14 protein-coding genes are annotated in these 14978 nt (G+C 70.6%); 9 read left to right on the top strand and 5 right to left on the bottom strand.

The genetic code is table 11. The features are described 5' to 3' along the window. Positions 1 to 336: 336 nt before the first annotated feature. Positions 337 to 1125, bottom strand: a complete 789-nt coding sequence (locus ABFJ78_RS22185; RefSeq protein ID WP_436388248.1) for a crotonase/enoyl-CoA hydratase family protein — start codon at positions 1123 to 1125, stop codon at positions 337 to 339. A gap of 62 nt (positions 1126 to 1187) precedes the next feature. Between ABFJ78_RS22185 and ABFJ78_RS22180 the strand changes: the two genes are divergently transcribed. Both ABFJ78_RS22180 and ABFJ78_RS22175 read left to right on the top strand, forming a co-directional pair. Further along, entirely contained in the window at positions 1188 to 2804 is a 1617-nt protein-coding gene (locus ABFJ78_RS22180) for an acyl-CoA synthetase (protein WP_436388247.1), read from the top strand. Between the two features lie 13 nt (positions 2805 to 2817). Beyond that, positions 2818 to 3918, top strand: a complete 1101-nt coding sequence (locus ABFJ78_RS22175) for an NAD(P)H-dependent flavin oxidoreductase (protein WP_436388246.1) — start codon at positions 2818 to 2820, stop codon at positions 3916 to 3918. A gap of 42 nt (positions 3919 to 3960) precedes the next feature. On the opposite strand, the gene ABFJ78_RS22170 is transcribed toward ABFJ78_RS22175, so the two are convergent. Together ABFJ78_RS22170 and ABFJ78_RS22165 are read right to left on the bottom strand one after the other, a co-directional pair. Further along, the gene (locus tag ABFJ78_RS22170; protein WP_436388245.1) at positions 3961 to 4761 is read right to left on the bottom strand and encodes a S1 family peptidase; all 801 of its coding nucleotides are present in this window, start codon (positions 4759 to 4761) and stop codon (positions 3961 to 3963) included. Between the two features lie 126 nt (positions 4762 to 4887). Further along, positions 4888 to 6099: an APC family permease gene (locus ABFJ78_RS22165; protein ID WP_436388244.1), complete on the bottom strand. Its 1212-nt coding sequence runs from the start codon at positions 6097 to 6099 to the stop codon at positions 4888 to 4890. Between the two features lie 80 nt (positions 6100 to 6179). Here ABFJ78_RS22165 and ABFJ78_RS22160 point away from each other — a divergent pair, with 80 nt between their 5' ends. From ABFJ78_RS22160 to ABFJ78_RS22130, 7 genes are all read left to right on the top strand, one after another. Continuing rightward, positions 6180 to 6953 carry a GntR family transcriptional regulator gene (locus tag ABFJ78_RS22160; protein WP_400889621.1) on the top strand — a complete coding sequence of 258 codons (774 nt, stop codon included), beginning with the start codon at positions 6180 to 6182 and terminating at the stop codon, positions 6951 to 6953. Positions 6954 to 7011: 58 nt separating this feature from the next. Next, positions 7012 to 7392 (top strand): DoxX family protein, encoded by a 381-nt coding sequence (locus ABFJ78_RS22155; protein ID WP_436388243.1) that lies wholly within the window; start codon positions 7012 to 7014, stop codon positions 7390 to 7392. Between the two features lie 88 nt (positions 7393 to 7480). Continuing rightward, entirely contained in the window at positions 7481 to 7975 is a 495-nt protein-coding gene (locus ABFJ78_RS22150) for a hypothetical protein (protein ID WP_436388242.1), read from the top strand. Between the two features lie 144 nt (positions 7976 to 8119). Then, complete coding sequence (locus tag ABFJ78_RS22145; protein ID WP_436388241.1) at positions 8120 to 8635, top strand: hypothetical protein; 516 nt, start codon at positions 8120 to 8122, stop codon at positions 8633 to 8635. Between the two features lie 23 nt (positions 8636 to 8658). Next, the gene (locus ABFJ78_RS22140; RefSeq protein WP_436388240.1) at positions 8659 to 9096 is read left to right on the top strand and encodes an SRPBCC family protein; all 438 of its coding nucleotides are present in this window, start codon (positions 8659 to 8661) and stop codon (positions 9094 to 9096) included. Between the two features lie 66 nt (positions 9097 to 9162). Further along, positions 9163 to 10566, top strand: coding sequence for an MFS transporter (locus ABFJ78_RS22135; protein WP_436388239.1), 1404 nt, complete (start codon positions 9163 to 9165; stop codon positions 10564 to 10566). Between the two features lie 166 nt (positions 10567 to 10732). After that, complete coding sequence (locus ABFJ78_RS22130; protein ID WP_436388238.1) at positions 10733 to 11413, top strand: hypothetical protein; 681 nt, start codon at positions 10733 to 10735, stop codon at positions 11411 to 11413. 57 nt (positions 11414 to 11470) lie between these two features. Here ABFJ78_RS22130 and ABFJ78_RS22125 read toward each other — a convergent pair whose 3' ends face one another. Then, positions 11471 to 13132 (bottom strand): fumarate hydratase, encoded by a 1662-nt coding sequence (locus tag ABFJ78_RS22125; protein WP_436388237.1) that lies wholly within the window; start codon positions 13130 to 13132, stop codon positions 11471 to 11473. Between the two features lie 634 nt (positions 13133 to 13766). Beyond that, entirely contained in the window at positions 13767 to 14798 is a 1032-nt protein-coding gene (locus ABFJ78_RS22120; protein ID WP_436388236.1) for a sigma-70 family RNA polymerase sigma factor, read from the bottom strand. Positions 14799 to 14978: the final 180 nt, after the last annotated feature.

Here is a 14978-nt window from a genome sequence, read left to right as displayed (position 1 = left end):
GTCGATGGCGTGTCGGGACGCGAGCCGACGGAGGGCGACTCCGGCCGGAGGAGTAAACCCGACCGGCGTCACATCCTCACGTCGGTGATCCAGCTCCTTGTGGCGCTGGCTGCCACGATCCACGAAGTTTCCAGGCTCTTGGGTCGCTAGGCAGGGGGTGGGCGCCCGTCTGGGGCGCTCACCCCATCGCAACGGCCGGATCTTACCTCATCACTTTGGCCGGCTTGATGCTTCGCGAGGGGTTCCGCGCTCACGTCACCCCTGCGATCTGGCTTGCGGGGTCCGGCACTCGACTGCTCAGCGCGTTGTTCACTGTGTCGCGAAACTCGGCCTACGTCAGCGGCCGCGGAACTCGGGCTTCCGCTTCTCCGAAAACGCTCGCGGCCCCTCCTTGGCATCCTCCGAAGCGAACACATCGATGCCGTACTGCGAGTCCAGCTTGAAGGCCTCCTCCTCGTGGAGCCCCTCGGTGTCCCGGATCGTCCGCAGGATCGCCCGCACGGCGACCGGCCCGTTCGCGTTCACCAAAGACGCCAGCTCCAGCGCGCGCGAGAGAGCCTGGCCGTCCGGCACCACGTGCCCGATCAACCCGATCGCCAAGGCCTCCGAAGCGGTCAGGTGCCGACCGGTCAGCAGGATGTCCGCGGCGACCGTGTACGGGATCTGGCGCGGCAGCCGCACCGCCGAGCCGCCCATCGGGAACAGTCCCCACCGGGCCTCCGACACGCCGAACCGAGCCGATGAACCCGCCACCCGGATGTCCGTCCCCTGGAGGATCTCCGTCCCGCCCGCGATCGCCGGCCCCTCGACCGCCGCGATCAGCGGCTTCGTCAGCCGACGCCCCTTCAGGAGGCCGGGGATCCGAGAAGGGTCGAACTTTCCCGACGCGAAGGACTCCGACGGCGAGTTCCGGGACATCGACTTCAGGTCCGCGCCCGCGCAGAACGCGCCGCCCGCGCCGGTCAGGACGCAGCTGCGGATCGAGTCGTCCGAATCGACCCGGTCCCAGGCCTCGACCATGATCGACATCATCTCGCCGGTGATCGCGTTGCGCGCCTCGGGCCGGTTCATCGTGACGACGAGGGTCTGTCCCTCTTGCGAAACCAGCGCGTGCGGTTCACCCACGGGAGACCTCCTGAAGGAGCAGTGCCATTGCCCGGAACGATAACATGTTCTACTTTGAGGGCGTGGCACTCAACATCGCGGATCTTCTGGAGCACGCCGTCGACGCCGTGCCGGAGCGCGTCGCGGTCGTGTGCGGCGACCGGCAAGTCACCTTCGCCGAACTGGAGGCGCGGGCCAACCGGCTCGCCCACCACCTCGCCGCGCACGGCGTGGGACGCGGATCCCACATCGGGGTCTACTCCCGCAACTCGATCGAGGCCTTGGAGGCGATGATCGCCGCGTACAAGCTGCGCGCGATCGCCGTCAACGTCAACTACCGCTACGTCCACGGCGAGCTCGTCTACCTCTTCACCGACGCCGAGCTCGTCGCGCTCGTGCACGAGAGGAGCTACGCCGACAAGGTCGCCGCCGTCCTTCCCGAGACGCCAAAACTGAAACACGTTGTCGTGATCGACGATGGCAGTGACGGCGACTACGAGAGCTACGGCGGCGTCGACTACGAGGCCGCGCTCGAGGCGCAGAGCCCCGACCGCGACTTCGAGGAGCGAAGCAACGACGATCTCTACATCCTCTACACGGGCGGCACCACGGGCTACCCGAAGGGCGTGCTCTGGCGCCAAGAGGACGTCTGGCGCGCCCTCGGCGGCGGCATCAACTTCGTCACCGGCGAGTACGTCCCGGACGAATGGACGCTCGCCGAGCAGGGCAAGGCCGGGAGCCTGACCCGGCTGCCCGCCGCGCCGCTCATCCACGGCGCCGCGCAGTGGGCCGCGTTCGGCGCGCTGTTCACCGGCAGCCCGGTGGTCTTCGTGCCGCGCTTCGACGCCCACGACATCTGGAAGGCCGTGCAGAAGCACAAGGTCCAGGTCCTCACGATCGTCGGCGACGCGATGGCGCGGCCGCTCATCGAGGCGTTCCGCGAGGGCGGCTACGACGCTTCGTCGCTCGTCGCCGTCTCCAGTCACGCCGCGCTGTTCTCGCAGTCGGTGAAGCAGGAGTTCGTCGAACTCGTGCCGAACGCCGTGATCACCGACGCGATCGGCTCGTCGGAAAGCGGCTTCACCGGGATCGGCATGGTCGCCAAGGGCTCCGACCACAGCGCCGGCCCGCGGGTCAGCTTCGGCAAGGACGCGATCCTGGTCGACGACGACGGCAACCTCGTCGACCAGGCGCCCGGCGCGGTCGGCCTGATCGCCCGCCGCGGGCACGTCCCGCTCGGCTACTACGGCGACCCCGAGAAGAGCAAGAAGATCTTCGTCGAGGTCGGCGGCGTCCGGTACGTCGTCCCGGGCGACTACGCCCGCTACGAGGAGGACGGCACCGTCACGCTGCTCGGCCGCGGCTCCCAGTGCGTCAACACCGGCGGCGAGAAGGTCTACCCGGAGGAGGTCGAAGGCGCGCTGAAGTCGCACCCCGACGTCTTCGACGCGCTCGTCATCGGCGTCCCGGACGACCGGCTCGGCCAGCGCGTCGCCGCCGTCGTCCAGCTGCGCGAGGGCGCTTCGCCGGACCTCGCGACGCTGGAGGAGCACGTCCGCGGCGAGATCGCCGGGTACAAGGTGCCGCGCACGATCTGGCTGGCCGGCGAGATCGGCCGGTCGCCCAGCGGCAAGCCGGACTACCCGTGGGCCCAGCGCTACGCGGCCGAGCACGAACCGGCCACGGCCCAGCCCGTCTGAGAGGACATCGCAAGTGCGGACACCCCTGTGCGACCGGCTCGGCATCGACCTGCCGATCATCGGGTTCACGCCCTCGGAGCACGTCGCCGCGGCGCTCAGCCGCGCCGGCGGGCTCGGCGTGCTCGGCTGCGTCCGGTTCAACGACGCCGCCGAGCTCGACCGGGTGCTGACCTGGATGGACGAGAACACCGGCGGCAAGCCCTACGGCGTCGACATCGTGATGCCGGCGAAGGTGCCCGCCGAGGGCACCCAGGTCGACCTGGCGAAGATGATCCCGGACGGCCACCGCGAATTCGTCGACCGCGTCCTCCGCGAATTGTCGGTGCCGCCGTTGCCGGACGACACCGACGAACGCGCGGGCGTGCTCGGCTGGCTGCACTCGGTCGCCCGCTCGCACGTCGAGGTCGCGCTGAACCACCCGATCAAGCTGATCGCCAACGCGCTCGGCTCACCGCCGGTCGACGTCATCGCCCAGTGCCACGATCGCGGCGTGCCGGTGGCGGCGCTCGCCGGCAAGGCCGAGCACGCTGTCCGGCACGTCGAGAACGGCGTCGACTTCGTGGTCGCACAGGGCTACGAAGCCGGTGGGCACACCGGCGAGATCGCGTCCATGGTGCTGGTGCCGGAGATCGTCGACGCGGTCGACGTGCCGGTGCTCGCCGCCGGCGGGATCGGGTCCGGGCGGCAGATGGCCGCGGCGCTCGCGCTCGGCGCGTCCGGCGTTTGGATGGGCTCGATGTGGCTCGCCACCGAGGAGTACCTGCAGACGATGGGCGAGTCGGTGGCGATGCAGCAGGCGCTCGTCGGCGCGAGCTCGTCGGACACCGTGCGGACCCGGATCTACACCGGAAAGCCCGCGCGGCTGCTCAAGACCCGCTGGACCGAGGCGTGGGCCGCGGCGGACGCGCCCGAGCCGTTGCCGATGCCACTGCAGAACCTGCTGGTTTCCCATGCCCACAACCGGATCCACGCGGCGAACGACCCGAGCGTGGTGTCGATGCCGGTGGGGCAGATCGTCGGCCGGATGAACGCGGTCCGGCCGGTCGCCGACGTCGTCGCGGATCTGGTGAACGGCTACGAAGAAGCACTGTCCCGTTTGGACAAGACCCGCTGAAGAGGGGGCCCGCCAAGGCGGGCCCCCTCTGCGCGGAAGCGGTTACAGGGTGGCGGCGGCCGCGGCGATCTTCGACGCGAACGTGCTCACCTCGGTGTAGACGCCGGGGGCGTGCGGACGGGCGCAGCCGTCACCCCAGCTGGTGATGCCCACCTGGATCCACGCGTTGTTGGCGTCGCGGCGGAACATCGGGCCGCCGGAGTCGCCCTGACAGGTGTCGACGCCGCCGGAGGTCAGGTTGCCCGCGCAGATCTCGGCGCTGGGGATGAGGTCGGGGTAGCTGCCGCCCTGCGCGGCGCAGGTCGAGTCGGACACGAACGGGACCGACGCCTTGAGCAGGTACCGCTGCTGGGAACCGCCCTCGGTCGCCGCGCCCCAGCCGGCGATCGTGAAGGTGCCGGTGTTGTACGTCGACGTGGTCGCGATCGGCAGCGTCGAGAGCCCGCTCACCGGGCTGGCCAGCTTGATCAGCGCCCAGTCGCCGCCGGTCGAGGTGCCGTAGGTCGGGGACTGGTAGACGTAGGTCGAGCGGATCTTCTGCGCGCTCGAGCTCTGCAGGTCGACGACGCCGACCGTCGCGGTGATCGAGGTGTTCGACCCCGTCCGGCTGACGCAGTGCGCCGCGGTCAGGACGATCTGCTTGGTGTAGAGGGCGCCGCCGCAGCCCATGGACAGCCGCACCATGAACGGGAATTCGCCCTGAGCGGCCCGGGTCCCGCCGACGACGTCGGTGGACGGCGGCTGGGCGGCGATCGCCGGGGTGGCGAACGACGCGGCCGCGGCGAGCGCGGCCAGTGCGGTGGTGGCGTTTCTGAGCAGGGTGAACCAGCGCTTGGGAGCCAAGGGGATCAGTCCTTCCAGTGTCCACAGTGGAAGCCGGTTGCCGTCAGCGGCCCCACGACTACACCAGGTGCTCACATACCCGGACAACCGACTTTCTTCGGATCTTTCGGGCGGTTGGGTGATTTCTCACCGCCGGATCCGACGAACGCCGTAGGCCGAAGCGCCCAGCAACAACGCGACGCAGCCGGAGAGCACCGAAGGCAGCGGCAGGCTGAAGGCCAGCACGACGCACCCGGCCAGGCCCAGGACGGCCCGCGTCTTCCCCTTCAGCGTGAGTGCCGCGGCGTTGGCGACCGCGTAGTACGTCAGGACGGCGAAGGACGAGAAGCCGATCGCGGCGCGCAGGTCGAGGAACGCGGCGAGCACGGCGACGACGAGCCCGACGGCGAGTTCGGCGCGGTGCGGCACGTCGTACTTGGGATGGACGGCGGCGAGGAACCGGGGGAGGTGGCCGTCGCGGCTCATCGCCAGCGTCGTGCGCGAGACGCCGAGGATGAGCGCGAGCAGCGAGCCGAGCGCCGCCAGTGCCGCACCGACCCGGACGACCGGGGCGAGCCATCCCGGGACGGCGGCCGCGATCGGGTCGGGGCTCGCGGCGAGCCCGGCCGGGCCGAGGCGGACGAGCAGCAGGATCGCCAGGGCCGCGTAGACGACGAGGGTGAGGCCCAATGCCAGCGGGATGGCGCGCGGGATGGTCCGGGCCGGGTCGCGGACTTCCTCGCCGAGCGTCGCGAGCCGCGCATACCCGGCGAAGGCGAAGAACAGCAGCCCGGCGGCCTCGAGGACGCCGCCGGTGCCGGGCCACGCGACGAGCGGGCCGCCCGCGGCCGGCCCGGTGGCCATCGTGACCGCGGCGGCGGTGAGCACGAGCAGGGTGCACGACACGATCACCCGGGTCGCCAGCGCGGAGCGGTGCACGCCGAAGTAGTTGACCGTGGTGAGCGCGCCGACGACGGCGACGGCGAGGAGGCCGCGCCACGGCTGCCCGAGGCCGGGCGCCGCGTAGGCGACGACGGTCAGCGTCATCGCGGCGCAGCTGGCCGTCTTCCCGGTGACGAATCCCCAGCCGGCCAGGTAACCCCAGAATTCACCGAGCCTTTCCCGGCCGTAAACGTAGGTGCCACCGGATTCGGGGTGAATCGCGGCGAGCCGGGCCGACGACATCGCATTGCAGTAGGCGACCACGGCCGCGACGACCAACGCGATGAGCAAGCCGGCCCCCGCGGCCCGCGCCGCCGGGGCGAACGCGGCGAAGACGCCCGCGCCGATCATCGAGCCCAGGCCCAGGAAAACGGCGTCGGCGAGGCCCAGCCTGCGGGCCAGCGGGGTCGAGCGCATCCGGGTGATCCTCCGTGTGACGGCCGTGTTACGTGCCACAGCGAACCACGGCACGCCGGGAAACGAATAGGGTCGATTCCGTGCCCGCCCCTTCACGCCATTCCCGCCTGTCCGCCGACGGTCCCGTTCTCGACGGGATTCCCGAGCACGGCCGTGTCCCGCGCTACTACGCGGTGAAGGTCGAGCTGCTGGCGGTGATCGCGGAACTGGGGGAAGGTTCGGTACTGCCCACGGAACGGGAACTGTGCGAACGGTTCGAGGTGTCGAGGGCGACGGTACGGCAGGCGGTCGGCGAGCTGGTGCTCGAGGGCAGGCTGAGCCGGCGGCAGGGGAGCGGGACGTTCGTCGCGGGCCCGAAGCTGGTGCAGCCGCTGGCCCTGGTGAGCTACACCGAAGGCCTGCGCCGCCAGGGGATCCGGCCGGGCCGCACGGTGATCACGCTCGAGCGGCGCGTGGCGGGCAGCGCGCTGGCGGCGGACCTGCAGGTCACTTCGGACGCCGAGGTGATCCACATCGAGCGCGTGCTGCTGGCCGACGAGGAGCGCGTCGGGCTGGAGTCGACATATCTCCTGGCGGAGCGGTTCCCGACGCTGCTGGAGGTGTTCAACCCCGAGCAGTCGCTGTACGCGTGCTTGAGCGAGAAGCTCGGCGTGGTGTTCGACGGCGCCGAGGAACGCGTCGAGACGGTGCTGGCGACACCGCGCGAGGCGTTGCTGATCGGGACGAACCCGGCGCTGCCGATGCTGCTGATGCACCGGATTTCGTGGGGCCCGGACGGGGCGCCGTTCGAGCGGGTGCGGTCGCTGTACCGGGGCGACCGGCTGAGCTTCATGACCCGGCTGGGCCGCGCCTGAGGCGTCACACTTTCTTCGGCGATCTCGTTCCTCCCGCACAACCGAACGGGAGGACGTCATGAACATCGCACTGTGGGCCGGCCAGGTCCTGCTGGCGGCGATTTTCGCCGTGTCGGGCGCGCTGAAGTCGACGATGTCGCGTCAGCGGCTGCTCGAAACCGGCCAGACGGGCGCGGCGGCGTACCCGCTGCCGGTGGTCCGGTTCACCGCGATCTGCGAGCTGGTCGCGGTGGTGGGGCTGATCGTGCCGGTGCCGGCGGGGATCGCGCCGGCGCTGACGGGCTGGGCGGCAGTGGGGCTGGCCGCGGTGATGGTGGGCGCGATGGCGATGCACGGCCGGCTGGCGATCGTCCAGCACAAGGCGGCCGAGTGGCGGAACGTCGGGGTGAACGCGGTGATCCTCGCGGTCTGCGTGTTCGTGGCGGCCGGCCGGCTGTGACAACGAGCGGTAGCTGCTCGGCCTGGTCCGCGGGCGGGCGGCGCACCGGTAGATGCAACCGAACGGGCGTCCGCTCCGTCTGGCAGGTATGCGCACACTGCTGGGTACGGGCCTGCTGCTCCTCACGCTGACGGCGTGCGGGGCGGCCAACACGGCGGCGCCCGCCGGGAGCAGCACCGGACCGGAGACGCCCACGACGTCGGCTTCGTCCTCGGTGCCGGGTTCGCCGACGGTCGCGCCCCCGCCGTCGCAGACCGTCGGCCGCCCGACGCAGGGCATTGCCCCGGGCGACGACGTGATCGCGGAGTCCCAGGTCGACGCGCGCGGGCTGCCCGAGGGCTATCCCCGGAGCCTCACCCGCAGCCTCGACGGCAAGACGGTGATCCTCCAGGCGGAGGAGGGCGGCTGCCGCCGCGTCGCCGCGCACGTCGGTGACCAGACGCCGCAGCAGGTCGTCGTTCTGGTCTCCGTCATCACGGCGAAGAAGGGCCAGATGTGCCCGGACTACATCAAGGAGGTCAGCATCCCGCTGACCCTCGCCGAACCGCTCGGCACGCGCACGGTGGTGCTCCGCCAGGGCTGAGGAGTTCCCGCACACGCTGGGAGGGCCGCCCCGGGATGCCCGGGGTCGCCCTCCCAGACCACGTCCGGGCACTTTCCCCGCGAAAGCTCCGCCCGGATCGATCTTCCGTGCAACCCCCGGCGCCGCCCGTTCCGTCTTCGGGACATGAGGTACTTAGCGAAGGTGGTCGGGACAGGCGCGTTCCTGCTGATGGCGACGGCCTGCGCCGGCCAGGACATGCCCACCAGCCAGCCCGCTGCCGGGGGTGACTCCGCCGCGCCCACCGGGAGCGTTTCGACGACGCCGACCGAGTCGGTGCTGCCGACGTCGCCGTCGGCCAACCCGCCGGGCAAACCCCGGCTCACCGTGCCCGAAGGGAGCACGCCCGTCCCGCCCGGCAAGGTCGACGCCTCGGCGCTGCCCGGTGGCTACCCGCACGAGGTGTGGACGGCCAACGGCGGCACCATCCTCAACGTCCGCGCCCAGGAGGGCGGCTGCGGCCACGCCCTCGGCGAGGCGACCGAGCAGGCGGGCGACCACGTCGTCGTCAACCTGAGCGAGACCAAGGCCCAGACCGGCCAGATGTGCACCATGGACATCCGGTACCCGGTGATCTCGGTCGCGCTGGCCGCGCCGCTGGACCAGCGCACGGTCGTGCTGAAGACCACGCCGCCGAAGTGATCACCCTGGCCTAGGCTCGGGTGATGGGAAGCCGCCAGGTCTCACGCACCGCGATCGTCGCCGCGCCGCCCGAGAAGATCTTCGGGCTGCTCGCCGATCCGGCCCAGCACCCGCTCATCGACGGATCCGGCACGGTCCGGGCCGCCCAGTCCGGCGGCCCGGACCGGCTCACGCTCGGCGCGAAGTTCGGCATGGACATGAAGATCGGCGCGTCGTACAAGATCCTCAACACCGTCGTCGAGTTCGAAGAGGGCAGGCTCATCGCCTGGCGGCACTTCAACGGGCACCGCTGGCGCTGGCGCCTCGAGCCCCTCGACGACGGCCGCACCCAGGTCACCGAGACGTTCGACTGGTCGACGGCGAAGTTCCCGCTCGCGATCAGCCTCAGCCCGTTCCCGCGCAAGAACGCCGAGGGCATCGAGAAGACCCTCGCGCGGCTCGGGGAGCTGTTCCCGGCCTGACTCGGTGCGCCCCCAAATTAGTTGTACAGTGCTTAATATTGTCCGTGCAACTAGTTGGGGAGTGCGGTGCCGCAGCCGGTGCGCCGGCGGGTGGTCCTGGCCACCTGCTGCCTGAGCCTGTTCATCGTCGGGCTCGACAACACGATCGTGAACCTCGCGCTGCCCTCGATCCGCCGCGAGCTGGGCGCGTCGGTCTCCAGTCTGCAGTGGACGATCGACGCGTACACGCTGGTGCTGGCGAGCCTGCTCATGCTGTCCGGCTCGACCGCGGACCGGATCGGGCGGCGCCGGACGTTCCAGACCGGGCTGGCGCTGTTCAGCCTCGGGTCGCTGCTGTGCGGGATCGCGCCGAGCGTCGGGCTGCTGGTCGCGTTCCGCGCGCTGCAGGCGATCGGCGGGTCGATGCTCAACCCGGTCGCGCTGTCCATCGTCGCGAACGTCTTCACCGAGCCCCGCGACCGCACCCGCGCGATCGGCGTCTGGGCGGGGGTGAACGGGCTGAGCCTGGCGGTCGGCCCGGTGCTCGGCGGCGTGCTCGTCGACTGGGCGGGCTGGCGCTCGATCTTCTGGATCAACGTCCCGGTCGGCATCGCCGCGATCGTGCTGACGGCGCTGTTCGTCCCGGAGTCCCGCGCCCCGCGCCCGCGGCGGCTGGACCCGGTCGGGCAGCTGCTGGTGATCGTCGTGCTGGCGTCCCTGACGTACGGGATCATCGAAGGCCGCGGTTCGGGCGCGCCGGTGATGGTGGGCTGCTTCGTGGTCGCCGCGGCGGCGCTGGCGGTGCTGCTGCCGTACGAGCGACGGCGCCGGGATCCGTTGCTGGAGCTGAGGTTCTTCCGCAGCGTGCCGTTCTCGGGCGCGACGCTCACGGCGATCGCGGGGTTCGCGGCGCTGTCCGGGTTCTTGTTCCTGACCACGCTGTACCTGCAGGAGACGCGCGGGTTTTCGGTGCTGCACGCGGGGTTGCTGACGCTGCCGATGGCGGTGCTGACGGCGGTGGGCGCGCCGTTGTCGGGTCGCCTGACCGGCGCTCGCGGCCCTCGGCTGCCGTTGCTGGTGGCCGGTGCGGGGATCGCGGCGGCCGGCGTGGTGCTGGCGGGGATCGGCCCGGCGACGCCGATCGCGTGGGTGGTGACGGGGTACGTGTGCTTCGGCATCGGCTACGGCCTGCTCAACGCGCCGATCACGAACGCGGCGGTGTCCGGGATGCCCCGCGAGCAGGCGGGCTTGGCGGCGGCGGTGGCGTCGACGAGCCGTCAGGTGGGGACGTCGCTGGGGGTGGCGGTGATCGGCGCGGTGGTCGCGGCGGACGTGGGGACGCCGCCGGGAACGGGCCACGCGGTGTGGGCGATCGTCGCGGGGTGTGGGGTGCTGGTGTTCGTGCTGGGACTGGTGACGACCGGGCGGTGGGCGCTGGCGACGGCGGCCCGGGTGAATGGTTCGGACCACCAGTCGACTCCGGTGGCTTGATCACAAAGTCCAAGCGCTGGTAATCGCCCGGTTCGGCCCCGGTGGTCCGGACCACCTCTTCCGCTCTCCTCTCGAAGTTGTCGAAAAACTTCCGGCGATTCCGGTGAACCGCCCGTGTTACCGAGCCGTATCCAAGGGTGAGGTGGTGATCAGAGAGGAGGGGCCCATGCCCCGGTTGAGCAGTGGTCGGCACCGCAAGCAGGCGACCGTCGGTCTGGCCGCGTTGCTGGGTGTTTCCGGCGTCACCGCGGCCGCCATCGCGCTGAGCAGTCCCGCGGGCAACGCCGCCGAGGCGCCCAAGGAGAACTGCGGGGGACTCGACACCGCCCTGCAGAACAACCTGACCTTCATCGCGGGCCAGCAGGCGAACCCGGACGCGCAGTCGGCCGCGCGGATCGCCAACCGGCAGGCGGTCGTCGACCTGATCCAGCAACGGCGGCAGGTCGCGGGCTGCACCGCGAACGTCGTCGCGAACACCGGCCAAGCCGCGCAGGCGCCGGCCCAGCAGGCTCCGGCGCAGCAGGCTCCGGCCCAGCAAAATCAGCAGCAGAACCAGAACCAGCAGCAGAACCAGTCCGGAGTGGACACCGGCGCCGTCGGCGAAGTCGTCTGCCCGGGCTCGACCGTGACGCTCTCGGGCGAAGGCGGCGCGCCCGCCGCGTCCAGCAACCAGTTCCCGGCGGGGACGAAACTGAAGGTGACCAACCTGGACAACTCGAAGTCCACGACGGTGGAGGTCACGTCGGTGTCGGGCAGCTGCACGCTGCTCAACAACGCGGCCTTCGAACAGGTCCGGGAACCCGGAAAGTTCCTCATCCGGCGCGCGCGGATCGAGCGCGTCGGCTGAGGGAGCAGGGAAGAAAGGGGGCACCGGCGGCGGGCCGGTGTCCCCTTCCCTTGCGTGCTAACGGAAGCTGATCTGCAGCACCGGGTCGCCAGTGCTGGCGAAGAAGTCGTTGCCCTTGTCGTCGATGACGATGAACGCGGGGAAGTCCTCGACCTCGATCTTCCAGACGGCTTCCATGCCGAGCTCGGCGTACTCGAGGACGTCGACCTTCTTGATGCAGTCCTGCGCGAGCCGCGCCGCCGGGCCGCCGATCGACCCGAGGTAGAACCCGCCGTGCGCCTGGCACGCGTTCGTCACCTGCTTCGAGCGGTTTCCCTTGGCCAGCATGACGAGCGAGCCGCCGGCGGCCTGGAACTGCTCGACGTAGGAGTCCATCCGGCCGGCGGTGGTCGGGCCGAACGAACCCGACGCGTAGCCCTCGGGCGTCTTCGCCGGGCCGGCGTAGTAGACCGGGTGGTTCTTCAGGTAGTCCGGCATCTCTTCGCCGGCGTCGAGGCGTTCGGCGATCTTCGCGTGCGCGATGTCGCGGGCGACGACCAGCGGCCCGGTGAGCGAAAGCCGCGTCTTGACCGGCAGCTGCGAGAGCTGCGCGCGGATCTCCGCCATCGGCCGGTTGAGGTCGACGCTGACGACGTCGTCGGAGAGGTCTTCCTCGGTGACGTCGGGCAGGAACTGCGCCGGGTCGCGCTCGAGCTGCTCGATGAAGACGCCGTCGGCGGTGACCTTCGCCTTGGCCTGGCGGTCGGCGGAGCAGGAGACGGCGATGCCGACCGGGCAGCTGGCGCCGTGGCGGGGGAGCCGGATGACGCGGACGTCGTGGCAGAAGTACTTGCCGCCGAACTGCGCGCCGATGCCGAACTGCCGGGTCATCTCCAGCACCTGCTGCTCGAGATCCTGGTCGCGGAAGGCGTGGCCGAGCTCGGAGCCCTCGGCGGGCAGGTTGTCGAGGTAGCGCGCGGAGGCGAGCTTCGCGACCTTCAGGTTGAACTCGGCCGACATCCCGCCGACGACGATCGCCAGGTGGTACGGCGGGCAGGCCGCGGTGCCGAGGCTGCGCAGCTTCTCGTCGAGGAAGCGCGCGAGCCGCTTCGGGTTCAGGACGGCCTTGGTCTCCTGGTAGAGGAACGTCTTGTTGGCGCTGCCGCCGCCCTTGGCCATGAAGAGGAACTCGTAGGCCGGGTCGTCCTGGCCGTCCTTGTGGTAGAGCTCAATCTGCGCCGGGAGGTTGGTGCCGGTGTTGCGCTCGTCCCAGAAGTTCACCGGCGCCATCTGCGAGTAGCGCAGGTTCAGCTGCTGGTAGGCGTCGAAGATGCCCTGCGACAGGGCGCGCTCGTCGTCACCGCCGGTGAGGACGCCTTCGCCGCGCTTGCCGATGACGATGGCGGTCCCGGTGTCCTGGCACATCGGGAGGACCCCGCCGGCGGAGATGGCGGCGTTGCGCAGCAGGTCCATGGCGACGAAGCGGTCGTTGCCGGAAGCCTCGGGATCGTCGACGATCGCGCGCAGCTGGCGCAGGTGTGACGTGCGCAACAGGTGCTGGATGTCGGTGATGGCAGTGCGCGCGAGGGTGGTGAGTGCTTCCGGGGCGATCTTCAGGAACTTCCGCCCGGCGGCTTCGACGGTTTCGACGCCTTCGTCGGTGACCAGCCGGTACTCGGTCGTGGTGTCCTTGCCCAGCGGGAGGACTTCGGTGTGCTGAAACGTGGTGGTGGACGGCACTGCCAGGCTCCTTTGCCAGCTCCGGGATCGGTCCACCTTACGAGGGTCGGATGAGTACCGGACAGAAGCACCCGGTCACTGTGGGCCACCCCACGCCCGTCGTGCTTTCGGCCGTGGGCTCGGATCCCCCCCCCACCACCCCGATGCCCGATTGTGACTACGGCCGGCGGTACCGCGTCAAGGCGGGAAAGCGTGCCTTGACCCGGCACCGCCGGCCGTGTTCTGGCTTCGGATCGGGGTTGCGGGGAGGCCTGGTTGCTGGGGGTGCCGGGTTGTGCCGCCGGCGTGCGTTCTTGGAACTTGTGGGTTCACAAGGTCGGTTCAAGAAGCTGGTCGGGAGGCCGGGTCCACCCCGACGGACCCGACCTCCCGGGGCGCGCGGCCGGGTGCGTGCACACCCGGACGCGAGGTCAGTGCCGGTGCCGCAAGCCGCTCCACGAATGTGGCGTGACGAAGGTCATAAGTCAACGCGGCCGAACGGGTACCAGCGGAGGGTTGCTACCCAGGGCCGCCGACGGCGAAACCCGGTTTTCGTGAAGAATTTTCCGAGCCGTCCGCGTGAAACGCGGAACCGCTGGTCGAAGACACGCGAAAGGGGCGGGTGCACTTGGCACCCGCCCCTCACGAGAAGCGATCAGCTGGCGTACGCGCGGAGCCGGTCGGCCCGCTCGCCCTGGCGGAGCTTCGACATGACCTCGCGCTCGATCTGGCGGACGCGCTCGCGGGACAGCCCGAAGTGCTTGCCGATCTGGTCGAGCGTGCGCGGCTGGCCGTCGTCGAGGCCGTAGCGCAGGCGGATCACGTGCTGCTCGCGGTCGTCCAGCGTCGCCAGGACGCGGCGCAGGTCGTCCTGCAGCAGGCCCGAGATCACGGCGCTCTCGGCGTCCGTCGCCTCGGAGTCCTCGATGAAGTCGCCCAGCGGGGCGTCCTCCTCGGTGCCGACCGGCATGTCCAGGCTTACCGGGTCACGCGAGTGGTCGAGCAGGTCGGAGATCTTGTGCGCCGGGATGCCCGACTCGGCCGCCAGCTCGTCGTTCGTCGCGTCGCGCCCGAGCTGCTGGTGCAGGTCGCGCTTGATGCGGGCCAGCTTGTTGACCTGTTCCACCAGGTGGACCGGGAGCCGGATGGTGCGGCCCTGGTCGGCCATCCCCCTGGTGATGGCCTGGCGGATCCACCAGGTCGCGTAGGTCGAGAACTTGAACCCCTTGGAGTAGTCGAACTTCTCCACCGCGCGGATCAGACCCAGGTTCCCCTCCTGGATCAGGTCGAGCAGCGGCATCCCCCGGCCGGTGTAGCGCTTGGCCAGCGAGACCACCAGGCGGAGGTTGGCCTCCAGCAGGTGGTTCTTGGCCACGTGCCCGTCGCGGACCAGCGCGGACAGCTCCTTGCGGCGCTTCGGGGTGAGGTTCTCCCCGGTGTCCAGCATGTGCTGGGCGAAGACGCCGGCTTCGATGCGCTTGGCGAGCTCGACCTCGTCGGCCGCCGACAGCAGGGCCGTCTTGCCGATGCCGTTGAGGTAGACGCGGACGAGGTCGGCGGCGGGGCTCTGGGCGTCGAGGTCGGCGTCGGTGAGCGCCCCCACGCTCACGGCCGGCTCCTCGGACACCTGAGCCGGGATGCGCTCGCGAATCCCGCGCGACTCGCGTTCGAGAGTCTGGACTGACATTCTGCCTCCCCGGTCACGGGCTGAACGTGCTGCTGCGGTCGTCCCACCGGGTTCGTACCCGCGGACCGGGGCCTGTGGAACCCGGTACGCCGGTCCGGCCGGCTTGGCTGGACATCTGGCACAACGCTCCGGGTTTCCAAAACGTTCCCGGCTCGCCTGAAAAGGAGACGGCTGCCGGCG

This window comes from Amycolatopsis sp. MEPSY49 (assembly GCF_051337345.1).
GTDB lineage: Bacteria > Actinomycetota > Actinomycetes > Mycobacteriales > Pseudonocardiaceae > Amycolatopsis.
The sequence above is the reverse complement of the archived record's forward strand: the minus strand, read 5'-3'. Positions and strand labels throughout refer to the sequence as shown.

What these genes read in the sequence shown, in the direction of transcription:
- ABFJ78_RS22165 (WP_436388244.1), bottom strand. Translation starts at nt 6,099, where the DNA reads ATGCGCTCGACCCCGCTGGCCCGCAGGCTGGGCCTCGCCGACGCCGTT.
- ABFJ78_RS22155 (WP_436388243.1), top strand. Translation starts at nt 7,012, where the DNA reads ATGAACATCGCACTGTGGGCCGGCCAGGTCCTGCTGGCGGCGATTTTC.
- ABFJ78_RS22150 (WP_436388242.1), top strand. Translation starts at nt 7,481, where the DNA reads ATGCGCACACTGCTGGGTACGGGCCTGCTGCTCCTCACGCTGACGGCG.
- ABFJ78_RS22145 (WP_436388241.1), top strand. Translation starts at nt 8,120, where the DNA reads ATGAGGTACTTAGCGAAGGTGGTCGGGACAGGCGCGTTCCTGCTGATG.
- ABFJ78_RS22140 (WP_436388240.1), top strand. Translation starts at nt 8,659, where the DNA reads ATGGGAAGCCGCCAGGTCTCACGCACCGCGATCGTCGCCGCGCCGCCC.
- ABFJ78_RS22130 (WP_436388238.1), top strand. Translation starts at nt 10,733, where the DNA reads ATGCCCCGGTTGAGCAGTGGTCGGCACCGCAAGCAGGCGACCGTCGGT.
- ABFJ78_RS22120 (WP_436388236.1), bottom strand. Translation starts at nt 14,798, where the DNA reads ATGTCAGTCCAGACTCTCGAACGCGAGTCGCGCGGGATTCGCGAGCGC.